Origin of the sequence: Pseudomonas ceruminis, from assembly GCF_021602025.1 — a bacterium.
Classification (GTDB): Bacteria; Pseudomonadota; Gammaproteobacteria; order Pseudomonadales; family Pseudomonadaceae; genus Aquipseudomonas; species Aquipseudomonas ceruminis.
Genome location: NZ_BQHW01000002.1, coordinates 346,783 through 369,551 on the forward strand (window position 1 = coordinate 346,783; position 22,769 = coordinate 369,551).

Consider the following 22,769-nt stretch of genomic DNA (forward strand, 5'->3'; position numbering starts at 1 on the left):
GACGGTCACTCCCAGACTGCGCACCATTGACGGGTCGGCGAGCCCTGCCCTGCCCCAGGCAAAACCGCGACGCAGCTGCTGCCGCTCACATCAAATTCAAAAAAATGATGTCCCCATGACCCCTTCCAAGTTTGATACTGCCACCCCCCTTACAGCCCACGGCTGCGTCGGTGACAAGGTTCGCCACGCCTTGGCCGTCGGCAAGACCCGTTGGGGCATGCTCGCCCTGGTGTTCTTCGCCACCACCCTGAACTACATCGACCGCGCCGCCCTCGGCATCATGCAGCCGGTGCTCGCCAAGGACATGGGCTGGACGGCCATGGACTATGCCGACATCAACTTCTGGTTCCAGGTGGGCTATGCGATAGGTTTCCTGTTGCAGGGCAGGCTGATCGACAAGGTCGGCGTGAAACACGCGTTCTTCGTTGCGGTGCTGCTGTGGAGCCTTGCCACCGGTGCCCATGGCCTGGCCACCTCGGCGGCAGGGTTCATGGTCTGCCGCTTCATCCTCGGCCTGACCGAGGCAGCCAACTATCCGGCATGCGTGAAGACCACGCGCCTGTGGTTCCCGGCTGGCGAACGAGCCATCGCCACTGGCCTGTTCAACGCCGGCACCAATGTCGGCGCGATGGTCACCCCGGCCCTGCTGCCGCTGATCCTGGCAGCCTGGGGCTGGCAGGCGGCATTCATCGCCATGGGTAGCCTGGGGCTGGTCTGGGTGGTGCTGTGGGGCCTTTACTACTTTAATCCAGAAGACCATCCGCGCGTGGCCCCGCGTGAGCTTGACTACATCCAGCAGGAGGTAGAACCGCACGCCTCGCCGCTGCCGTTCAGGCGCATCCTGCGTCAGCGTGGCACCTGGGCGTTCGCCGTGGCGTACGCGATCACAGCGCCGGTGTTCTGGTTCTACCTGTATTGGCTGCCGCCGTTTCTCAACCAGCAGTACAATCTCGGTATCAGCGTCACGCAGATGGGCATACCGCTGATCCTGATCTGGCTCACCGCAGACTTCAGCAGCATCGGCGGCGGCATCCTGTCGTCCTGGCTGATCGGCCGGGGCGTGCGGGCGACTCGCGCCCGGCTGATTTCGATGCTGATCTTCGCCTGCACCATCCTGAGCGTGGTCTTTGCCGCCCACGCCAGTGGCTTGTGGATGGCCGTGCTGGCCATCGCCGTGGCAGTGGGCGCGCACCAGGCCTGGACAGCCAACATCTGGAGCTTGGTCATGGACTACACGCCCAAGCACCTGGTGAGCACAGTGTTCGGCTTTGGCAGCTTGTGCGCAGCCGTCGGCGGGATGTTCATGACACAGATCGTCGGCAGCGTGCTGACCCTCACCCACAACAACTATGCCGTGTTATTTACCCTGATCCCGCTGATGTATTTCCTGGGGTTGATCTGGCTGTATTTCATGGCGCCGCGCCAGATCGAAACGGCTGGAACGTCCTAATCGAGCAGCGATGTGCGTGCCAGCACGGCTCGGGCTTTGTGCAGCGCCATGCGCGCTCGCGCTTCGCCACTCACCCCCTGCTCCAGTAATTGTCGAGTCGGGATCTCAAGGCTCAACGGCACAGCCTTTGGCAGCGCACGCAACAGGCCGACCAGGTCCGCATCGCCCTCCCCCGGGAAACGCCGCTCGTTGCGGGCCTGGCGCAGGATTTCGTCCAGGTCGGCCGGCACTGGCCCGGCCACGTCGCAGAGCTGGGCGTAACGCATGCGCTGCGGCGCCAGCCGCGCCAGGTCTTCGAGCGATGACGCCGACCGGTTGAAATGGAATGCATCCACCAACACGCCGCCGGAGCCAATGACCAGAACATCGCATTCGGCTTCAATGCCATCCCCGACATGCACGGCGACACCCCTGGCGCTGCCACGGGTGGGCATCAGGTGATCGCCGCCCCCTATGATGCCCGCGAAGTGGGCGCACTGTTGCCGCGCCTGCGCAGGACGCTGCGCGAAACTTCGTTCATGGGCATGCCAATCATGGCCGGTGCCGACCTGGCTGCCTTTCTCAACATGACCCGTTCGCCGCGCGCGTTCGGGCAGGTGTGCAAGCGCCTCGGTCGCCATTTGTATCACCTGGCCCGCCATGGCCGGGCCATGCACCTGGTCAACGGCGTGGCGCTGGTGGCACGCCTGGCCAAATCAGCCGAAGACCTTGGTGTACGCCTGATCGAATCGGCCCCGGCCAAGCGCCTGCTGCTCGAAGGCGGTGAAGTGCGCGGGGCGGTGGTCGGCACCGCGCAGGGTGAATTGACGGTTCGTGCCAACGCCGTAGTGCTCGCTGCAGGCGGCTTCCCCCACGACGCTGTGCGGCGCCAGCAACTGCTTGCCGGCGGCACCGCCGCCGAGGACCTTCTCGCCCTGCCCCCGACATCGTGCTCCGGCGATGGCTTGCGCCTTGGCGAGGCCGCTGGCGGTGTCGTCGCAACCGACCTGAAGTCGGCGGTGGCGTGGGCGCCGGTGTCCAAGGTGCGACACCGTGACGGCAGCATCGGCCATTTCCCGCACATCATCGAACGCGGCAAGCCGGGCATCATCGGCGTCCTGGCCAACGGCAAGCGCTTCGTCAACGAAGCCCAGGGTTACTACGACTACGTGGCGGCGATGCTCGAGGCCGTACCGGCGGGCGAACACGCTTGTTCGTGGCTGGTCTGCGACCACCGTTTTCTGCGCCGCTATGGCCTTGGCTATGCCCGCCCGGCCCCGCTGCCGGTATGGCCGCACCTGCGCAGCGGATACCTCAAGCGCGGCGCCAGCATCGAACAACTTGCCCAGGCCTGCGGTATCGACCCGGCCGGCTTGCGCGCCACGGTGGCCGAGTTCAACAGCCATGCCCGTCATGGCCAGGACCCGGCATTCGGCCGCGGATCCACACCGTTCGCGCGCAAACAGGGTGATCCGCTGCACCAGGGGCCCAACCCCTGCGTCGCGCCAATCGAGCATGGGCCGTTCTATGCGGTGAAGGTTCAGGCGGGGTGCTTCGGCACGTTCGCCGGCCTGCGCACCGATGGCCACGCACGGGTGCTGGACGCCGATGGGCAGCCCATCAAAGGCCTGTATGCGGCAGGGACCGACATGGCCAGCGTGTTCGGCGGCTGGTACCCCTCCGGCGGCATCAACCTTGGTCCCGCGCTGACCTTTGGCTATGTGGCCGGGCGGCATATCGCCGGGGTGCAGGCCACGACCGGCGCCAGCACCCCGACACCGGCAGCGTGGTAATGGCAGGATGTTGAAATTGATGATGTTTTTTTAACGTTTTTTTGCCAAACGCTTCCTTAGTGTGGCTTGCGAGTCACACAGGTAGCTGAAAATGAAACCACCCCCGCCCGCACAGCCAAGCGACACCGCCATCACCGAAGCCTCGACGTGGTGCCTGCGTCTGCACGACGACGAATGCACCGCACAAGACCATGCCGCGTTCGAGCACTGGCTCCAGGCCGACCCGCTACATGCCTTCGAGTACGCCAAGATGCTCGAGATCTGGGCGCTCAGTGACCAGCTTCCCAACCACCTGGCCAGCGCAAAGAAGCTTCTCACCCACCCTGCGCCCCGCAAGGAAGGGACGCTGGACAGTTAGCCGCCTGGCGTAGGAGATATTGCTATATGGGCCCGGCAGCGTCGGACCCACAGGCTCAGCCTGCAGCCAGCAAACCCAGGGTCCGCCGTACCTTTTCCAGCAACTCGCCGATCTGGAACGGCTTGATCAGAATGTCCATTCCCGTGCCCAGAAACGCCTGGCGGTCCAGCGCTGGCTCGGCGTAACCGGTCATGAACAGCACGGGCAGGCCTGGCCGATAGATACGCGCCATGTCGGCCAGCTCCCGGCCACTGATGCCGGGCAGCCCGACATCGGTCAGCAACAGCGCAATGCCGGTGTCTTCGCGTAAATGATCCAACGCCTGCTCAATGGTTTCGGCCAGGGTGCAACGATAGCCCGCATCGGCCAGCACTTCGGCCACCGACAGGCGCACCGAGGCCATGTCCTCGACCACCAGCACATGCTCGCCGCTACCCTGCTCTTCGGGCTTTGGCCGGCGCTCCTCGCGGGGCACTTGGTGATTGCTGGCCGGCAGCATCAACGTTACCTCGGTGCCCAGCCCCAGTGCGCTGCGAATCGCCACGTGCCCGCCGGACTGGCGGGCAAAGCCGTAGATGGTCGACAAACCGAGCCCCGTGCCCTGCCCCACCGGTTTGGTGGTAAAGAACGGGTCGAATACCTTTTCCAGCAACGCCGGCTCGATACCACTGCCATCGTCGCGCACCGTCACTGCCACATACGGGCCGTCCTGCAGGTTCGGGTCGGCATGGGACCACGTCGCCCCGGTGTTCACCCAGATATGCCCACCCTTAGGCAACGCATCGCGGGCATTGATCACCAGGTTGAGCACCGCGCTCTCCAGCTGAATCGGGTCGACCAACGCCACCGCGGGCTGGCTGGAAAGCTCCAGCTTCAAGGCAATGCGCTCGCCGATGGTGCGGGTGATCAGCTCTTCCAGGGACCGCACCCGCTCGTTGATGTCCACCGGGCGGGTATCCAGCGGCTGCTGGCGAGCAAAGGCCAACAATCGATGGGTCAACGACGCGGCGCTCATCGCCGAGCTGAGCGCCGCGTCGGCATAGCACGGCACCTTTTCCAGGCGGTTTTGCGCCACCCGTTTGCGGATCAGCTCCAGGCTGGTGATGATGCCGGTCAACAGATTGTTGAAGTCGTGGGCAATGCCCCCGGTGAGGCTGCCGAGGGCATCCATCTTCTGCAGTTGCAGCAATTGCGCCTCAGTCTGCGCCCGCTGCGCCATTTCCTGGGCCAGCTGAGTGTTGGCGTCGTCCAGGCGCGCCAGATGCGAGCGCTCGCGATGGCGGTGCTCAGTGACATCCTCGACAAACACCAGGCACAGCCCCGGCACGCGATGGGGCGACAGTTGCCATTCGGTGTCTCTGGGCAAGCCTTCTACCGTCATCGCCAGGTTGCCGCGCCAGCGCTGGCCGCCAGCCAAGTGCTCGCGCAAGGTGGCCAGGGCACTGTGTTGCCCCTCGGCAAAGCATTCCTGCAGCGCGTGCGGGTTGCGGTTGTCCTGAATCAGCGCATAGAACGCCTGGTTGCACTCATGCACCTTGAGCCCGGCATCCAGCACCGCGATGGGGGCAGAAACGTTGGTGAAAATCTCGCGGAAACTCGCCTCGCTGTCGCGCAGCGCACGTTCGGTGTCGCGCACCCGCAGCAGCGTGCGCAACGTCGCCACCAGCACATCCGGGTCTACGGGGTGTACCAGGTAGGCATCGGCCCCAGCATCCAGGCCAGTGATGATATCGCCGGTCTGGATCGAGGCCGCCGAGACGTGGATCACTGGCAACAGCGCCGTGGCCGGGTCGGCGCGCAGCAACCGGACGATGTCGAACCCACTCATGTCGGGCAGGTTGACATCCAGTATCAACGCATCGATCTGCTCGCTGCCAATCAGCGCCAGGCCCTCGCCACCGGTGCCTGCCTCCAGCACCTGGTAATCGTGCAGCGCCAGGCGCCGACGCAGCGCATAGCGCGTCGCGGCGTTGTCGTCGACGATCAGCAGGCGGATGTCAGGGTTCATCTGCGCTCTCCTGGGCCAGCGCCAGGGGGATGATCACGAAGAACGACGAGCCCACCCCAGGCGCGCTGTCTACACCCACTTCCCCTCCCAGCAGCGCCGCAAAGCGCTTGCACAGCGACAGCCCCAGCCCCGTGCCACGCAGGCGTTTCTGCAGCGGCGAATCCACTTGGGTAAAGTCTTCGAACAACCCCTCCAGCAGCTCTGGGGCAATGCCGATGCCCGTGTCACTCACGGCAAACCGTATCTGGTCGCTGCCATGCAATTTTGCCGACACCCGCACCTCGCCCCGGGTGGTGAACTTCAGCGCATTGGAGATGAAGTTGCGCAGGATCTGCGCCAGCTTCTTGTCATCGGTATACAGCTGCGGCAAGCCCTGGGGTTCTTCGAAAATAAGGTCCACCGCCCCCGTGTCGACGATCGGCCGGAACATCCCGCGCAGGGCAGCGAACAGGTCGAGCATGTCGAACCAGGCGGGCGAGATGGTGATCCGTCCCGCTTCGATCTTGGCCAGGTCGAGCAGGTCGTCGACCATGTCGCTGAGCTCGCGGGTGGCGCTGCTGACGAACGCCACCTGCAACTGCTGCTCCTTGCTCAACGGCCCATCCACCTCGTCGGCGAGCAGGCTGGTGATGCTCAGGATCGAGCCCAGCGGCGTACGGAACTCGTGGCTCATATAGGAAAGGAAGCGGCTTTTGAGGTCCGACGCCTGGCGTAATTGTTCGGCCTGGATGTCCAGCTCCGCATAAAGCGCCAGCACACCCTGGTTGGTTTCTTCCAGTTCGGCACGCAGGGCCTGGTTCTCGGCCTGCAGGCGTGCCACGCAGGCGGCCTGTTCGGCGCCATTGTCGAGCGATGGCTCAGCCATGCACAGTCTCCAGGTCGATGACCAGCACCGTCACATCGTCCCGCCCGCGGCAGAAGTCGCGGTGCAACACGGCGGCAACGACTGCCGGGTGGCGGCGCGCAAGGCCAGGATAAGCTTGAAGGTTCCAACGGGACTGCAGGCCGTCGCTGAACATGATCAACAGATTTCCCTTCACGTGAGCGTAGTCGAACACCTGGCCTTTGCGGTATTGGCCGCCAACGATGCCCGGATGCGAGGCCAGGCCTCGTGACCGATCGCCACCGACCAGGGCCGCGCCGATATTGCCGATGCCGATGAACGCCAGGCGGTCGCCGGCGCCCTCGTACTGAGCGATGGCGGCGGCGCCGCCCCGGGTGCCGCCCATGGCGTGGTGCAGGGCGACCAGCAGGTGCTCGGGCGCACTGAAAGGGCTTTCGGCGAACGCCTGCGCCCCGGCTTTGGCGGCCCGCTCGGCTTCCACCCCATGGCCCAGGCCATCGATCACCAGGGCACTGAGGCGCTGGTCGCCGAGGGTTACGTGCCAGGTGTCGCCACAGGCGGGGTCGTCGTGCAGCGAATGCTGGCTCACCCCGACCCGCACATCCCGAGCGCTGTCGCCATGTTTGTACAGGCGCGCCAGCACCACGGCGCCGCGTGCGTCGGCATGCACGTCGAACACCTGCGCCAAGCGGCTGACCGCCCCCAGGCCAATGCCCTGCGTGCCACCGGTGGAATAGCCGTCGACCAGGCAACTGTGCACATCGAAGCCTTGCGCACGATCCACCGCCAGCAACTCGATGCCCTGCTGGGCGCCATGGACGAGCGCCCGCAGGTGCAGTTCACCGTGCTCGGCATGCTTGAGCACATTGCTGGCCAGCTCAGTGGCAACAATGGCCGCCCGTCCGGCATCGGCAGCGTCGAAACCGTGCTGTTCGGCCAGTTTCTGTACCACCCGCCGGGCATGGCCCACCTGGCTGGAATCATCAATGCGCAGGACCTGGGTCAGGCTAGCGACAAGGTTCATGTCCATCGGGTGATCGTTACCCGGGTACCTTGCCCAGGAGCGGTGTCCAGTTCGAACTCATCGACCAGGCGCCTGGCACCCGTCAGCCCCAGGCCCAAACCACCGCCTGAGGTCCAGCCGTCGGTGAGGGCCAGCTTGACGTCGGCAATACCCGGCCCTTCGTCGCGAAACACCAGGCGCAGGCCAACCCGCCCGGTCTCTTCGAGGACCTGCCAGTCCATGTCGCCGCCCCCGCCATACACCACCGTGTTGCGCGCCAGTTCGCTCACGGCCGTCACCAGTTTGGTCAGGTCGACCAAGCGCATGCCGCACTCGGTGGCAAGTTTGCGGGTCAACTGGCGAGCCAGTACCACGTCCTGTTCGATACGCACCGGTTGGCTGCCGCTCTGGCGAATGCTCATGTGCGCCCTACCCGCTGACGCAGCAGGTTCATGCCGCGATCGACGTTCAATGCGGTACTGACCCCAGGCAGGGTCAGGCCGAGCTCGACCAAGGTGATCGCCACCGCCGGCTGCATGCCAACCAGTACCGTTTCGGCGTCCATGATCCGCGACAAGCCCGAGATACTGGCAATCATGCGGCCGATGAACGAATCGACCATGTCCAGCGCCGAGATATCGATCAGCACGCCACGGGCGGAGGTCTGGTCGATACGGTCGGTCAGGTCGTCCTGCAGGCGCAGGGCCAACTGGTCATGCATGTCCACCTGGATAGTCACCAGCAGGAACTCGCCCATTTGCAGGATGGGAATACGCTCCATGCTTCACACCCGCTCGCCAAGGGCAGTGCCCAGGCGCGACAGCGCCAGCTTCAGGGCATCGGCCAGGTTGGACTTGGTTGTCAATGTGCCCAGGTCCAGGCCTAGGTGCACGATGGTCTGCGCGATCTGCGGGCGCACGCCACTGATGATGCAGTCGGCGCCCATCAGGCGGATGGCGGTGACTGTCTTGAGCAGGTGTTGGGCCACCAGGGTGTCGACCGTAGGCACACCCGTGATGTCGATGATGGCGATTTCCGACCCGGTGTCGACGATGCGCTGCAACAGCGACTCCATCACCGTCTGGCTGCGCTGGGAGTCGAGGGTGCCGATCAGGGGCAACGCCAGCACCCCCTCCCACAGCTTGACCACCGGCGTGGACAGCTCCAGCAGCTCTTCCTGCTGACGCTTGATCACCGCCTCGCGGTTTTTCTGGTAGGTGCGGATGGTATGCAGGCCGAAGGCATCGAACAGTGAAGAAATTTCCCAGAGCTGCTCGGCAAGCAGCGCCGGTTGTTCACGGTAATGAGCCTGCAACAGCGTGAACAACGGGCCTTTAAGGGCAAAGATGAAATAGGCGGTCTGGTGCGACTCCTGGCCGATTTGGGCGCGGCTGGCAGAGAGCTTTTCCAGGAAGCGACGGGTCTGCTCCCAGCCTTCGGTGGCAATGTCGCCGCCACTTTCACTGCGCAGGCCATCAACCACCAATTGCAGAAACTCCCGTGTTTCCTGGCGCAGCTCCTGTTCCCGGATGTTGCGTGTCGCGCCATTGGCTTCAAGTGCAGCAAGCCAGTCTCCCAGCAACTGGACCTGATTGCCGACAATCGCTTCCAACGTGCTGTTCTGCAGTGCTGCCATGTGACATTCGCTCCTGAAAATACGTGGCCGGTACCCCAATGAATGTACCGGCTCGCAAAACTGACAGCTGCCGGTGTGAATAGTTGTGACCGTTGGCAAATAATTGCATTGCGCCATATCACGTCCCGCTAACTCTAGGCCACGCGAGCGCCGGGTGTGGGCAACCTGGTGAATATTTTCCCCACGCCCGCAGCCGTGATTGAGCCCACTTGGCCAGTTGCAATGAACTTTGGCCCGTCTGCCGGCTTCCCCTGCATAGACCACCAAAAAACCCAGCCTGCAGGAGTTGGTCCCATGCGCGCATTGACTTACCACGGAGCAAACGACGTCAGGGTAGATACCGTCGCCGATCCCCGCATCGAACAAGCGGATGACATCATCCTCAAGGTAACTGCCACCGCCATTTGCGGTTCGGACCTGCATTTGTACCGGGGCAAGATCCCGCAAACGGAAGCGGGCGATATCTTCGGTCATGAATTCATGGGCATCGTGGAAGAAACCGGCAGCGCGGTCACCGACCTGCAGGTCGGTGACCGGGTCGTGATCCCCTTCGTGATTGCCTGCGGCAGCTGTTTCTTCTGCCAGCACGCGCTGTTCGCTGCCTGCGAAACCACCAACACCGGGCGCGGCTCGATCATCAACAAGAAAGGAATCCCGCCTGGCGCCGCGTTGTTCGGCTACAGCCATCTGTACGGCGGCATCCCCGGTGGCCAGGCCGATTATGTGAGGGTACCCAAAGCCAACGTCGGCCCCTTCAAGGTGCCGACCACCCTGGCTGACGACAAGGTGCTGTTTCTGTCCGACATCCTGCCCACCGCCTGGCAAGCCGTGATCAATGCCGAGGTTGGCCAAGGCTCGTCGGTGGCCATCTATGGCGCAGGGCCCGTGGGCCTACTCAGTGCCGCCTGTGCACGGATGCTTGGCGCCCAGACCGTTTTCATGGTCGACGACAACGACTACCGCCTGGCCTACGCACGCGACGCCTACGGCGTTATCCCTATCAATTTCGAGCGCGATGACGACCCTGCCGACAGCATCATTCGCCAGACACCCGGCATGCGTGGGGTGGACGCGGTAATCGACGCCGTCGGCTTCGAAGCCAAAGGCAGCGCCGCCGAAACGGTCATGACCGCGCTGAAAATCGAAGGCAGCAGTGGCAAGGCCTTGCGCCAGAGCATTGCCGCAGTACGCCGCGGGGGCGTGGTTAGCGTGCCTGGGGTGTATGCCGGTTTCATTCATGGGTTCATGTTCGGTGATGCCTTCGACAAGGGCCTGACCTTCAAGATGGGCCAGACCCATGTCCAGAAGTACCTGCCCGAACTGCTGGAGCATATCGAGGCAGGCCGCCTTCAGCCCGAACTGATCGTTACCCATCGCCTGGCACTGGAAGAGGCCGCCCTGGGCTACAAGCTGTTCGATCAAAAAGAGGACAACTGCCGCAAGGTCATTCTTGTGCCAGGCGCTGCCCCCGGCACCCTGGGCACGGACCACGTGTGAAGCCCGGCAGACAGGCCATGGCCCATGGCAAAGGCCAGGGCCAAAGACATCAGCACACAGAGGCTTGAACCATGATCGATCAAGCAACAGGCATGAAACCCGGCGAGCGTTACCGCGTGGAAAACGTCGAGCGGGCCCATCAGTTCCCAGGATTCTTCCTGGACGGCAAGTATTTCCTTGGCCCGGAGCTGTTGACCGCCGTGGGCTGGCTGGAAGGCACCCGGTTCATCTATGACAGCCTCGATGCCGAGGGCGAACCGGTGTTTGCCGACCGGCTGGCCGGTACCATCGAGGGGCTGACCCTGACCCTGGTGGATGGCACGGTGCTTGAGCTCGCCCGCCTGGAGGCCAGCGCTGCGCTGCCCCCCTTGGACACACTCCCCACGCACAGCGAAGAGGGCCCGCTCCCCGTCGTCGGCCCGGCAACGCCCATCAAAGGCCCATTACGCGGCAAAGTGGTGGTGATCACCGGCGCTTCCAGTGGCATAGGCCGCGCCGCAGCCCATGCCTTTGCCTGCAAAGGTGCACGCCTGGTGCTGGCTTCACGGGATGAAGAGGCGTTGTTCGAGGTGCTGGATGAGTGCACCGACTGCGGTACAGACGCTGTCGCCGTTAAAACCGATGTCTCCAGTAGCGATCAGGTCGAAGCGTTGGCAGCGCGTGCGGCAGCGTTCGGCCACGGCCGTATTGATATCTGGATCAACAACGCAGGCGTAGGCGCGGTGGGCGCGTTCGAGGAAACGCCCCTGCAGGCGCATGAGCAGGTTATCCAGACGGACTTGGTCGGTTACCTGCGCGGCGCTTACGTCGCCATGCCCTACTTCAAGGCACAAGGCAGCGGCGTGCTGATCAACACCCTGTCCCTGGGCAGTTGGGTGGCGCAACCCTATGCAGCGGCCTACTCGGCGAGCAAGTTCGGCTTGCGCGGCCTTACCGAGGCTCTCAGGGGGGAGCTGACCGAATTCCCCGACATCCACGTCTGCGACATCTACCCCGCCGTGATGGACACGCCTGGGTTCAGGGATGGCGGTAACTACACTGGCCATGCCCTGACGCCGCCGGGGCCGATCTACGACCCAGAGCGGGTCGCCAAAGCGATGGTGGCCTGCGCGATTTCACCCCGTGCTCATACCACCGTGGGCGCCACCGCACGCATTGCCCATCTGGCCAGTTACCTCATTCCTGGGCTGCCTCACCTGTCGGGCTGGCTGACCCGCCTGGGCCTGCGCCGAAGCCCCAGCGCCGCGATCTCCTCCGGCAACCTGTTCGAACCGCCCAGCGGTCGGCGCAGCGTGACCGGGGATTGGCAGCCCCCCAAAGACAGGACGCCGCTCCTGGTGGGCGCCGCCCTGGTAGGCATCCTTGCAGGCTTCGCCTTCGCCAGCACGCGACGCAGGCGCAATTAGACCTTGCACCCGAACAGCCATGACCTTCCCCACTGCAGGAGCATTCAACCATGCGTGACTACCCTACCCCGCCATTCCCCACTCAGCCGCAAAGCGTTCCAGGTTCGCAACGCAAGATGGAGCCGTACCCGGATTGCGGTGAGCAAAGCTACACCGGCCACGGTCGCCTTGAAGGCAAGATCGCCTTGATCACCGGCGCCGACAGCGGCATCGGGCGGGCTGTGGCCATCGCCTATGCACGCGAAGGTGCAGACGTTGCCATTGCCTACCTGGATGAGCACGACGACGCCCAGGAAACCGCACGCTGGGTCGAGGCCGCTGGCCGCCAGTGCCTGTTGCTGCCCGGTGACCTGGCGCACAAGCAGCACTGCTACGACATCGTCGACAAGACGGTGGCGCAGTTCGGGCGCATCGACATCCTGGTCAACAACGCGGCGTTTCAGATGTCCCACGAGACATTTGATGAAATCGACGATGACGAGTGGGTAATGACCTTCAATGTCAACATCACCGCCATGTTCCGCATCTGCCAGCGGGCGCTGCCTTCGATGCCCAAAGGCAGTTCGATCATCAACACCAGTTCGGTCAACTCCGACGACCCATCGCCCAAGCTGTTGGCCTATGCGACGACCAAAGGCGCCATTGCCAATTTCACGGCCGGCCTGGCCCAATTGCTGGGCAAAACCGGCATACGGGTCAACAGCGTGGCACCCGGCCCCATCTGGACACCGTTGATCCCGGCCACCATGCCCGATGAAGCGGTGAAGCACTTCGGTTCCAACTACCCGCTCGGGCGACCGGGGCAACCGGTCGAGGTCGCGCCGATCTACGTCTTGCTCGGCTCCGATGAAGCCAGTTACATCTCCGGTTCGCGCTATGCCGTTACCGGTGGCAAGCCCATCCTTTGAACTGCCACCCCACCCGAGGCCAGCCCCGGCTGGCTTTGGGTGGCTAAGCAGGTGAATGTAAAAAAGATGTCCGGCCTTCGCTGTGGTCTGACCTTTCAGGTCCATAGGGAGGCACACCGTGAAATTCGCAAAATTCTGCCAATGGCTGGCCAATCAGGCCGGCAAACCCAGCACGTTCCTCGTCGCAGTGGTGCTGATCGGTTTGTGGGCGATATCCGGGCCATGGTTTCACTACAACGACACCTGGCAGCTGATCATCAACACCACGACGACGATCATTACGTTCCTGATGGTTTTTCTGATTCAGAACACGCAGAACCGGGACAACGACATCATTCATGTAAAACTCGATGAGCTGATCCGTGCGACCCAATCCGCAGAGCAGTCCGTGCTTGACCTAGAAGCGTTGGACAACCGCCAGATACGTGAACTCAGGAAGGAATACCGGGCCATGGGTAGCCAGTGCGAGCGTCAAGCCGATTGCCCGCCCGCGCCGGCGAGCGACCCCGCACAGGGCCAAAACCTGCAGCGCTAGCGGCGGGCTTGATACCCTAGGTGCAGCGGGTAGCCTGAGCAGGCCCGCACATCGAACCAAGGAGCGAAGATGCTGTACGTTGTAATGCTGGGCGGTCGGCACCCCAGGGCGAATATCGAAGTGCACGATGTCGTGTTCGTCGAGGCCCCTTCGCTGGAGCAGGCTTACCCGCAACTGCGCGAAGCCTGGTTCGGCAGCCGCGCCGGGTTGCATATCGATTCCTGGCTGGCTGTAGACGGCGTCGACCACTACCGCGTCGAACTCAGCCACCTGGCCCCAGGCCCCACTGCCCAACGCCTGTTTTTCATCAACCTGGGGGGTTACGAGCCACAGCGCTTCGGCGAAGCGCACCATTACCGCCTGGTGGTCGCCAAGGACAAAGCCGAGGCCAAGCGCCTGGGCAAGCAGCACCTGTTGGCCGATTGGCTCAAGCCCCACACCGACGCGGTACTGGATATCGACGACTGCCTGCCGGTCGACCTGATCGCGGGCCGCTACGTGCACCTGGTCGAGGGCAGCCACCGCGGTATCCGGCAATACAGCGACTACATCCTGCTGTAAGCGGCTGAGGCTGACCTGAAAGGCGCGGTAGCGAATCACGCCTTTGTTCGCTAGCGCACAGACCCATCCTGGGCCAGCCGCCCAGACTGAGGGTCTGACCGGCCAGCTCACGGTACCCCAGCACACCATGGACAATCCCTGGCATCGCACCCTTGCCTTCGTTCAGCGCCTGGCTCAGCGTTGGCCTGCACCGCGGCACGCGTTCACCTACGAAAGCCTGCTGCGCTCAGAGCTCTACAGCGCCGAACAACTGGCCGATCACGGCAGTTGGCTGGCCAGCCAGCACCGTCTGAGCCAGCTGCCGGCCGACGATTCGCTGCTTGAGCGGCTGGCCGATAACGAACGCATGCTCAGCACCAGTTGCGCCGCCCTCGCCGGTGCCCTGCCCGGCTCGCGCCCGGCGCTGCCTGCCGCGCAATGGCTGCTCGACAACTTCTATTTGGTCGAGTCGCATATCCGCATCGCCAAGCGCCATTTGCCCACAGGCTACAGCCTGCAACTGCCACGGCTGGACACCGGTGCGTCCAGTGGCCTGCCACGGGTTTACGATATCGCGCTGGAAACTATCTGCCACGGTGATGGCCGGGTCGACGCCAAAAGCCTGAGCCAGCTGGTCGAAGCCTATCAGCAAACCGCCACGCTCACCCTCGGCGAGCTCTGGGCGATACCGATCATGCTACGCCTGGCGCTGATCGAGAACCTGCGCCGGGTGGCGGCCCGGGTGATGGCCAACTGGGCAGACCGCGACCTGGCCAATGGCTGGGCCGATACCCTCATCGAAACCGCCGAGCACGATGCCAAGAGCGTGGTACTGGTGGTGGCCGACATGGCCCGCTCCGAACCGCCCATGAACGCAGCGTTCGTGGCTGAGCTGGCCAGGCGCCTGCAAGGCCACAGCACCACCCTGACTCAGCCGCTGGCCTGGATCGAGCAGATGCTCAGCGAGTCGGCACTGAGCATCGAGCGCAATGTGCAGCTCGATGCGCAGCAACAGGCGATCGACCAGGTGTCCATCAGCAACAGCATCGGCAGTCTGCGCCTGCTGTCGAGCATTGACTGGCGGCTGTTCGTCGAGCACCTGAGCCATGTCGAGCACGAACTGGCCCAGGACCCGGCAGCGGTGTACCCGGCCATGGACTTCGCCAGCCGCGACCATTACCGCCACATCGTCGAACGCCTGGCGAGGCACAGCGCATTCAGCGAAGAACAGGTGGCACGCCAGGCAGTTCAGCTTGCCCAAGCCGCAGGTGCCGGGACCGACGAGCAAGCCCGGCACGTCGGCTTTTACCTGACAGGTAGCGGCCTGCACCTGCTCGAAAAGCAACTGGCGGCACGGGTCAGCCTTGCCGAGCGCTGGCAGCGTCTGTTGCACCGTGCCCCGCTGGCGTTCTACCTGGTGCCTTCTGCGCTGCTGTCGTGCGTGCTGGCCTGGGGCTTCATCGCCGGCATGGCCGCCGAAGGCTGGGCGATGTGGATTCTGGCCCTGATGGCCCTGCCGGTGGTACTGACCACCAGCCGCCTGGCCATTGGCCTGGTGAACTGGCTGGTAACCCTGACCGTGCAACCGTCGTTCCTGCCACGCCTGGACTACGCCGCCGGGATACCTGCCAGCGCCAGAACCTTGGTCGTGGTGCCCTGCATGCTGAGCACCCGCAGCGATGTGGAGGCGCTGGTCGAAGGGCTTGAGGTGCGCTTTCTGGCCAATCAGGATGCGCACCTGCACTTCGCCCTGCTGAGTGACTTCGTCGATGCCGCGCAACAAACCTGCGGCGAAGACATCCCCCTGCTCGACCTCGCCAGCGATGGCATCCGCGCCTTGAACGCCAAGTATCCAAGCGCCGACTGCGAACGCTTCTTTGTGTTGCATCGCCCCCGCGTGTGGAACGCCACCGAGCGATGCTGGATGGGCCGCGAACGCAAGCGCGGCAAGCTTGCCGAGCTCAATGCCTTGCTGCGCGGGCGCGGTGCCGAGTGCTTCCTGCGGATCGTCGGCGACCTGCGCAAGCTGGGCCGCGTGCGCTATGTGATTACCTTGGACACCGATACCCAGTTGCCACGCGATGTGGCGCAAAAATTCGTCGGCACCTTGCAGCATCCGCTGAACCGGGCACGCTTCGACGCACATACCGGCCGGATCCGCTCAGGCTACGCGATCCTGCAGCCGCGGGTTGGCATCAGCCTACCCACGGGCACACGCTCGGCCTACGCCCGCCTGTTCACCAGCGATGCGGGTATCGACCCCTACACACAGGCCGTTTCCGACGTCTATCAGGACCTGTTCCTCAGCGGGTCGTTCATTGGCAAAGGCATCTACGCAGTGGACGCGTTCGAGCGCGCACTGGATGGCCGCTTTGCCGATAACCGGGTGCTCAGCCATGACCTGATCGAAGGCTGCTACGCCCACTCCGGCCTGCTCAGCGACGTGCAACTGTTCGAAGGGTACCCGGCACGCTACAGCGCCGACGCCAAGCGCCGTCACCGCTGGATACGCGGTGACTGGCAACTGCTGCCGTGGCTTGTGCCGCGCCTGGGGAGGCCTCCGCAGGGCGATACCCATAGCCCGCTGAGCGCGCTGTCGCGCTGGAAAATCTTCGACAACCTGCGCCGCAGCCTGGAGCCGGCAGCGCTGCTGTGCACCCTGTTGTGGGGCTGGCTGGCCAGCGCCTCGGCGCCTTACTGGACCCTCGCTTTGCTGGGGCTGTTGTTGGCCCGACCGCTGCTCGACACGCTGCTGCAATTGCTGCACAAGACGGCCGAGGTCGCCCTGGGCGAACACCTGAGGGCTTCACTGCGCACCTCGGGCATCTACTTCTTGCGGGCCGGGCTGTCACTGGCCTGGTTGCCGTTCGAGACCCGCTACAGCCTGGACGCCATCGCCAGGACCCTGTGGCGCCTGGCCGTAAGCAAACGTCGGCTGTTGCAGTGGAACCCCTCACAAGCCGAGGAACGGACCAGCGCCGATACTCTTCAGGCAGTGTATACCGAGCAATGGATACAACCGGCCCTGGCCCTCAGCCTGGCGGCCCTGCTGCTGATGCGCCCGGCTGCGCTGCTGGTGGCCGCGCCGATCCTCATCCTCTGGCTGCTCGGCCCGGCGCTGGCGTGGTGGCTCAGCAGCCCGCGCGCTGGCAGTGGGTTCACACCGCTACCGGAGGATTTACGCTTTCTGCACAGGCTGGCCCGGCGTAACTGGGCGTTTTTCGACCACCATGTCGGGCCCGCCGACAACTGGCTGCCCCCGGACAACCTGCAGGAGCCGCCGTTCGCCAATATCGCGCACCGCACCTCGCCAACCAATATCGGTATGGCCGTGCTCGCACACCTGGCGGCCTATGATTTCGGCTACCTGTCGAGCGGTCGGCTGCTTGAGCGTCTGGCGCGGATGTTCGACACCCTGGATCACCTGGAGCGCTACAAGGGCCACTTCTACAACTGGTACGACACCCAGGCACTCAAACCGCTGCCACCGCTGTACGTGTCTGCGGTGGACAGCGGCAACCTGGCCGCCCTGCTGCTCACACTCAGGCCAGGGCTGCTGGCGTTGGCCGATGTGCCGGTGCCGGCCCACCGGCTGACCCAGGGTCTGCTGGACACCTTTGATATCCTGCGCGAAGCGTTTACCAACGCAGGGCGCGATAGTCGCGATGTCCAAGCCCTGCAGCAACAGGTGCTGCAAGCCCATGAGCACCCCGACCAGCCGCTGCCCCGGTTGCTCACAGTGCTTGCCGAACGGTTGCAGGACTTGATCGACCAGTGCGCACCTGAACCCGCCGACGCCTTACAGGGCGACGATTGCCTGTTCTGGCTGCATGCGCTGCGAGGCCAGTGCGAGGACCTGGGCAGCGAGCTGCAAGGGTTGCAACTGCCGCCGGACAGTGAGGTGGCAGTACCGGCAGCGTCAAGCTGGCGACAACTGGCACAGCTGCAGCCCGGCCAGTGGCCACCGGCCGAACGCGCAGCAGTCACTGCCGTACGCGCCCTGGCCTGCCAGCGCATCGCCCAGGCGCAGAGCCTGGCATTGCGCCTTGCAGCCTTGGCCAGCATGGACTTCACCTTCCTCTACGACAGCCAACGCGACCTGTTCGCCATCGGCTACAACGTCGATGAACACCGCCTGGACACGTCGTTCTACGACTTGCTGGCCTCAGAGATGCGCCTGACCAATTTCGTGGTCATCGCCCAAGGCCAGGTGCCCCAGGCCAGCTGGTTCGCCCTGGGCCGGCTGCTGACCAGCAATGCCGGTGTGCCGGTGCTGCTGTCCTGGTCCGGATCGATGTTCGAGTACCTGATGCCCCTGCTGGTCATGCCCAGCTACGAAGGCACCTTGCTTGACCAGACCTGCCAGGCCGCGGTCAACCGGCAGATCGAGCACGGCAACCTGCTGGGTATCCCCTGGGGCGTCTCCGAATCGGCATACAACGCGCTGGACACCCACTTCAACTACCAGTACCGCGCCTTTGGCGTGCCCGGCCTGGGCCTCAAGCGCGGTCTGGGCGAGGAGCGCGTGGTAGCCCCTTACGCCAGCACACTCGCCTTGCTGGTGGCGCCGAACGCAGCCTGCCACAACTTGCAGCGCCTCGCCCGCCTCGGGCTGGCTGGGCGCTATGGGCTGTATGAGGCCGTGGATTACAGCGAAGCTCGGCTCCCACCTGGGCAGCACAAGGTGGTAATCCGCTCGTTCATGGCGCACCACCAGGGCATGAGCTTTCTGGCCCTCACCGCCTTGCTGCTGGACAAGCCCATGCAACGGCGCTTCGCCTCGGACCCGCAGTTCCAGGCCAGCATGCTGCTGCTCCAGGAACGTGTGCCGAAAACCGCTGCACCGTATCTGCACACCCTGCAGGCGCCGGCCCTGGAGGGCACCGGTCGCGCAGGGGAAACACGGCTGCGCGTGTTCAGCGAACCCAACCGCCGCCACCCCGCCGTGCAACTGCTCTCCAATGGCCGCTACCACGTCATGCTCAACCACGTTGGCAGCGGCTACAGCCAGCGCAACGACTTGGCCGTCACCCGCTGGCGCGAAGACCCCACGCACGACGAGCTGGGCAACTTCTGCTACCTGCGCGACGTCGCCAGCGGTGCGTACTGGTCCACGACCTATCAACCCACCCGGCACCGCAGCCAACACCAGGAAGCGATCTTCAGCGATGGCCGAGCCGAGTTTCGCGTGCGCGAGCGTGGCTTTGACTGCCATAGCGAAATAGCCGTGTCCCCCGAGGACGACATCGAACTGCGGCGCCTGCACCTCACCCACCATGGCGAGGAGCAGCGCACTCTGGAGCTGACCAGCTACGCCGAAGTGGTCCTGGCACCGGCCCTGAGCGATGCGCTGCACCCGGCATTCAGCAAGCTGTTCGTGCAGACCGAGCTGATCCGCCCGCTGCAAGCCATCCTCTGCACCCGCCGACCCCGCTCGCTGCAGGATGCCGTGCCTTGGATGTGCCATGTACTGGCGGTGCATGGCGCCGATATCGAGGCCATCTCCTATGAAACCGACCGGGCCCGCTTCATCGGGCGCAACCGCACCCTGGCGGCCCCGGCAGCGCTGGACCGGGAAACCGAAGCGCTGTCCGGCACCGCCGGGGCGGTACTCGACCCGATCGTGGCGATCCGCTGCCGCATCGTCCTGGCGCCGGGCCAGACCGCCACGGTTGACCTGGTCAGCGGCGTGGCCGACAGCCGCGAAGCGTGCCTGCAACTGATCGCCAAATACCGCGACCGGCACTTGGCCGACCGTGTGTTCGACCTGGCCTGGCCGCACAGCCAGGTGCTGTTGCGCCAGCTCAACGGCTCGCTCAGTGATGCCCGGCTGTTCGAGCAGATGGCCGCCTCGGTCATCTACCCCAACGCCGCCCTGCGTGCCAGCGCCAACCTGCTGGCCAGCAACCGCCGCAGCCAGTCCGGCCTGTGGGGCCAGGGCCTGTCTGGGGACTTGCCCATCGTGCTGGTGCAGATCGGTGACCCGGCCAACATCCAGCTGGTCAAGCAACTGGTGCTGGCCCATGCCTACTGGCGGCAGAAAGGCCTGGTGCTCGACCTGGTGATCTGGAACGAAGACCAGGCCGGTTACCGCCAGCAGTTGCAGGAGCTGATCATGGGCATCGTCACCTCCGGCAGCGAAGCCGCCCTGCTCGATCGCCCCGGCGGGATCTTCGTGCGCCCTGCGCAGCAGCTGTGCGAAGAAGACCGTTGCCTGACCCTTTCCGTGGCCCGCCTTGTGCTCAGCGACAGCCGCGGTACCCTGGCCGAGCAGTTGCATCATCGCCGCCCGCCAGCCTCGCCGGCGGCCTTCGAGCCCACGCCCGCGATGGCGCGGGTGCAAGCCGACAACCCAGCGGTGACGGCACCACCTGCCCTGAGGCTTGCCAACCCGTATGGCGGGTTCAGCGCCGATGGCCGCGAGTACATCATCGGCCATACCCCTGGCAAACCACCACCGGCGCCCTGGGTCAACATCCTGGCCAATGCACGGTTCGGCAGCGTGGTGTCCGAAACCGGCAGTGCCTATACCTGGCACGAAAACGCCCACGAGTACCGTTTGACGCCCTGGCATAACGACCCGGTCATCGACCCCAGCGGCGAGGCCTTTTACCTGCGTGACGAGGACAGCGGGCAGTACTGGTCGCCGACCCCGCAGCCATGCCCCGGCCCCGGCCGCTACCGCACACGTCATGGGTTCGGCTACAGCGTGTTCGAGTATGCCGAGGACGAGCTGTGCAGCGAATTGTGGGTACATGTGGCGTTGGATGCACCGGTCAAGTTCAACCGGCTCAAGCTGCACAACCGTTCGGCCCGTGCGCGCCGGTTGAGTGTGACCTGCTTCGTCGAGTGGGTGCTGGGCGACCTGCGCAGCAAGGCGGCCATGCACGTGGTCAGCGAGACTGACCCGGTCAGCGGCGCGCTGTTTGCCCGCAACAGCTACAGCCTGGAGTTTTCCGGGTATGTGGCCTTTGTCGACTGCGACTTGCCGGTGCAGGGCATCACCTGTGACCGCAGCGAGTTCCTCGGCCGCAACGGCACCTGCCAGGCGCCGGCCGGGTTGCGCCAGGCGCGCCTGTCCGGGCGTACCGGCGCGGGGCTCGACCCCTGCGCAGCGCTGCAGGTCAGCCTGCTGCTGCAGCCTGGCGAACGGGGCGAGGTGGTGTTCCGCCTCGGCGCCGAACAGGGCGCCAAGGCCGCCAGCCGCTGCGTGCAACACTACCGCGGGCTGCGCGCGGCCATGGAAGAGTTCGACAAAGTGCGCGCCTACTGGCGCAAGACCCTGGACACGGTGCAGATCGAAACCCCTGAACCGGCGCTGGATGTGCTGGCCAACGGCTGGTTGCTGTACCAGGTGATGGCCTGCCGATTCCTCGCGCGCAGCGGCTTCTACCAGTCCGGGGGGGCGATTGGCTATCGGGACCAATTGCAGGACAGCATGGCGATGGTCCACGCCGCGCCGGCGCTGGTACGCCAGCACCTGCTGACCTGTGCCGCCCACCAGTATCCCGAGGGTGACGTGCAGCACTGGTGGCACCCCCCTCTGCTGCGCGGCGTACGCACCCGCTGCTCGGACGACCTGCTATGGCTGCCGCTGGCCACCAGCCGTTATGTGGCGATCACTGGTGACTACAGCGTGCTGGACGAACCCGCAGGCTACCTCGAGGGCCGTGCGCTCAATGCCGGTGAAGAGTCCTATTACGACTTGCCCGCCCATTCCCCGTTGGTCGAGACCTTGTACCAGCATTGCCGGCGCGCGCTGGGCCATGCCCTGCAATGCGGCGAGCACGGCCTGCCCTTGATGGGCAGCGGTGACTGGAACGACGGCATGAACCGGGTCGGTGAACAGGGCCGCGGCGAAAGCGTATGGCTGGGCTTCTTCGGCCACGAGGTGTTACGCGCATTTGCCAGCGTTGCCCTGCGCCACGGCGACGGCGCTTTCGCCGTACAGTGCACGCGCCAGGCTGGCGCCCTGGCCGAACACCTTGAGCAGCATGCCTGGGACGGCGGCTGGTACCGTCGCGCCTGGTTCGATGATGGGCAACTGCTGGGATCGGCGAGCAACCAGGAGTGCCGCATCGACTCCCTGGCGCAGAGCTGGGCGGTGCTGTCCGGGGTTGCTTCGCCGGAACGTGCGCGTACTGCGATGGCCGCGCTGGACCAGTACCTGGTGCGCCGCGATATCGGCATCGTCAAGCTGCTCGAGCCGCCCTTCGACCAGGGCAGCCTCGACCCCGGCTACATCAAGGGGTACCTGCCCGGCGTACGCGAGAACGGCGGGCAATATACCCACGCGGCAATCTGGGCTGGCATGGCCTACGCCCAGCTGGGGGACGCCGAAAAGGCCTGGGCGCTGCTGCGCATGATCAACCCGGTGCGCCAAGGGTGCAGCGCGCTGATCGACACCTACAAGATCGAGCCATACGTCATGGCCGCCGACGTCTATGCGCTGGCCCCCCATGCAGGCCGGGGTGGCTGGAGCTGGTACACCGGTTCGGCAGGCTGGATGTACCGGTTGATCATCGAAAGCCTGCTGGGCCTGCACCGCAGTGGTGACACCCTGCGTATCCAGCCGCTGCTGCCCAGGGGCTGGCCGGGGTATACCGTGCATTACCGTTTTGGTAACACCCCGTACCGCATCGAAGTGCATAACAGCGCCGACACCGCGCTGACCCTGACACTGGACGGCCATCTGCTTACCCAGCCCACACTGCCATTGACGGATGACGGCACACTGCACCGGGTAATTGCCCAATGCCAGCCCTCCCCCTTGCCCATGGACTGAACCGCCTGCTGGTCTACGCTTGTTGCG

The 22,769-nt window shown here is 64.7% G+C and carries 14 protein-coding genes and 2 pseudogenes; 9 read left to right on the forward strand and 7 right to left on the reverse strand.

The genetic code is table 11. From position 1 onward, the window contains the following. Positions 1-115: 115 nt before the first annotated feature. The gene (locus L6D80_RS03930) at positions 116-1,450 is read left to right on the forward strand and encodes an MFS transporter (RefSeq protein ID WP_176514258.1); all 1,335 of its coding nucleotides are present in this window, start codon (positions 116-118) and stop codon (positions 1,448-1,450) included. On the opposite strand, the pseudogene L6D80_RS03935 reads toward L6D80_RS03930, so the two are convergent. Next, positions 1,447-1,800, reverse strand: a pseudogene (locus L6D80_RS03935) (sugar phosphate isomerase/epimerase); the annotation flags it as partial. The gene L6D80_RS03930 and the pseudogene L6D80_RS03935 sit on opposite strands and share 4 nt — an antisense overlap. Before the next feature lie 30 nt (positions 1,801-1,830). On the opposite strand from L6D80_RS03935, the pseudogene L6D80_RS03940 reads away from it, so the two are divergent. After that, positions 1,831-3,222: pseudogene (locus L6D80_RS03940) on the forward strand (FAD-dependent oxidoreductase); the annotation flags it as partial. A gap of 91 nt (positions 3,223-3,313) precedes the next feature. Continuing rightward, positions 3,314-3,580: a FecR/PupR family sigma factor regulator gene (locus L6D80_RS03945; protein WP_176514260.1), complete on the forward strand. Its 267-nt coding sequence runs from the start codon at positions 3,314-3,316 to the stop codon at positions 3,578-3,580. Between the two features lie 55 nt (positions 3,581-3,635). On the opposite strand, the gene L6D80_RS03950 is transcribed toward L6D80_RS03945, so the two are convergent. The 6 genes from L6D80_RS03950 to L6D80_RS03975 are packed head-to-tail and all read right to left on the reverse strand — an operon-like array spanning position 3,636 to position 9,071. Continuing rightward, positions 3,636-5,588, reverse strand: a complete 1,953-nt coding sequence (locus L6D80_RS03950) for a response regulator (protein ID WP_054899744.1) — start codon at positions 5,586-5,588, stop codon at positions 3,636-3,638. Next, positions 5,578-6,453, reverse strand: coding sequence for a sensor histidine kinase (locus L6D80_RS03955; protein WP_054899745.1), 876 nt, complete (start codon positions 6,451-6,453; stop codon positions 5,578-5,580). The genes L6D80_RS03950 and L6D80_RS03955 overlap by 11 nt, the downstream gene beginning before the upstream one ends. After that, positions 6,446-7,462 carry an ATP-binding protein gene (locus L6D80_RS03960; RefSeq protein ID WP_176514262.1) on the reverse strand — a complete coding sequence of 339 codons (1,017 nt, stop codon included), beginning with the start codon at positions 7,460-7,462 and terminating at the stop codon, positions 6,446-6,448. The genes L6D80_RS03955 and L6D80_RS03960 overlap by 8 nt, the downstream gene beginning before the upstream one ends. After that, the gene (locus L6D80_RS03965; protein ID WP_054899746.1) at positions 7,453-7,857 is read right to left on the reverse strand and encodes an anti-sigma regulatory factor; all 405 of its coding nucleotides are present in this window, start codon (positions 7,855-7,857) and stop codon (positions 7,453-7,455) included. Before L6D80_RS03965 ends, L6D80_RS03960 begins: the two co-directional genes overlap by 10 nt. Then, the gene (locus L6D80_RS03970; protein ID WP_054899747.1) at positions 7,854-8,216 is read right to left on the reverse strand and encodes an STAS domain-containing protein; all 363 of its coding nucleotides are present in this window, start codon (positions 8,214-8,216) and stop codon (positions 7,854-7,856) included. The genes L6D80_RS03965 and L6D80_RS03970 overlap by 4 nt, the downstream gene beginning before the upstream one ends. Positions 8,217-8,219: 3 nt before the next feature. Further along, positions 8,220-9,071 (reverse strand): STAS domain-containing protein, encoded by an 852-nt coding sequence (locus L6D80_RS03975; RefSeq protein ID WP_176514265.1) that lies wholly within the window; start codon positions 9,069-9,071, stop codon positions 8,220-8,222. 294 nt (positions 9,072-9,365) lie between these two features. On the opposite strand from L6D80_RS03975, the gene L6D80_RS03980 reads away from it, so the two are divergent. The 6 genes from L6D80_RS03980 (at position 9,366) to L6D80_RS04005 (ending at position 22,742) form a co-directional block, all read left to right on the forward strand. Beyond that, a complete protein-coding gene (locus L6D80_RS03980) occupies positions 9,366-10,568 on the forward strand; it encodes a zinc-dependent alcohol dehydrogenase (protein ID WP_054899749.1) in 1,203 nt (400 codons plus the stop codon). Between the two features lie 71 nt (positions 10,569-10,639). Continuing rightward, positions 10,640-11,974, forward strand: a complete 1,335-nt coding sequence (locus tag L6D80_RS03985) for an SDR family oxidoreductase (RefSeq protein ID WP_176514266.1) — start codon at positions 10,640-10,642, stop codon at positions 11,972-11,974. A gap of 50 nt (positions 11,975-12,024) precedes the next feature. Further along, on the forward strand, positions 12,025-12,882 hold the full coding sequence (locus tag L6D80_RS03990) for an SDR family oxidoreductase (protein ID WP_176514268.1): 858 nt from the start codon (positions 12,025-12,027) through the stop codon (positions 12,880-12,882). 118 nt (positions 12,883-13,000) lie between these two features. Further along, on the forward strand, positions 13,001-13,417 hold the full coding sequence (locus L6D80_RS03995; RefSeq protein WP_054899752.1) for a low affinity iron permease family protein: 417 nt from the start codon (positions 13,001-13,003) through the stop codon (positions 13,415-13,417). Positions 13,418-13,486: 69 nt separating this feature from the next. Next, on the forward strand, positions 13,487-13,978 hold the full coding sequence (locus L6D80_RS04000) for a DUF1543 domain-containing protein (RefSeq protein WP_176514270.1): 492 nt from the start codon (positions 13,487-13,489) through the stop codon (positions 13,976-13,978). Positions 13,979-14,105: 127 nt separating this feature from the next. After that, positions 14,106-22,742 carry a glycoside hydrolase family 94 protein gene (locus tag L6D80_RS04005; RefSeq protein ID WP_176514272.1) on the forward strand — a complete coding sequence of 2,879 codons (8,637 nt, stop codon included), beginning with the start codon at positions 14,106-14,108 and terminating at the stop codon, positions 22,740-22,742. Positions 22,743-22,769 lie beyond the last annotated feature (27 nt).

Coding starts and splice junctions, on each gene's coding strand:
- L6D80_RS03930 (WP_176514258.1), top strand. CDS start 116: ATGACCCCTTCCAAGTTTGATACTGCCACCCCCCTTACAGCCCACGGC.
- L6D80_RS03945 (WP_176514260.1), top strand. CDS start 3,314: ATGAAACCACCCCCGCCCGCACAGCCAAGCGACACCGCCATCACCGAA.
- L6D80_RS03950 (WP_054899744.1), bottom strand. CDS start 5,588: ATGAACCCTGACATCCGCCTGCTGATCGTCGACGACAACGCCGCGACG.
- L6D80_RS03955 (WP_054899745.1), bottom strand. CDS start 6,453: ATGGCTGAGCCATCGCTCGACAATGGCGCCGAACAGGCCGCCTGCGTG.
- L6D80_RS03960 (WP_176514262.1), bottom strand. CDS start 7,462: ATGGACATGAACCTTGTCGCTAGCCTGACCCAGGTCCTGCGCATTGAT.
- L6D80_RS03965 (WP_054899746.1), bottom strand. CDS start 7,857: ATGAGCATTCGCCAGAGCGGCAGCCAACCGGTGCGTATCGAACAGGAC.
- L6D80_RS03970 (WP_054899747.1), bottom strand. CDS start 8,216: ATGGAGCGTATTCCCATCCTGCAAATGGGCGAGTTCCTGCTGGTGACT.
- L6D80_RS03975 (WP_176514265.1), bottom strand. CDS start 9,071: ATGGCAGCACTGCAGAACAGCACGTTGGAAGCGATTGTCGGCAATCAG.
- L6D80_RS03980 (WP_054899749.1), top strand. CDS start 9,366: ATGCGCGCATTGACTTACCACGGAGCAAACGACGTCAGGGTAGATACC.
- L6D80_RS03985 (WP_176514266.1), top strand. CDS start 10,640: ATGATCGATCAAGCAACAGGCATGAAACCCGGCGAGCGTTACCGCGTG.
- L6D80_RS03990 (WP_176514268.1), top strand. CDS start 12,025: ATGCGTGACTACCCTACCCCGCCATTCCCCACTCAGCCGCAAAGCGTT.
- L6D80_RS04000 (WP_176514270.1), top strand. CDS start 13,487: ATGCTGTACGTTGTAATGCTGGGCGGTCGGCACCCCAGGGCGAATATC.
- L6D80_RS04005 (WP_176514272.1), top strand. CDS start 14,106: ATGGACAATCCCTGGCATCGCACCCTTGCCTTCGTTCAGCGCCTGGCT.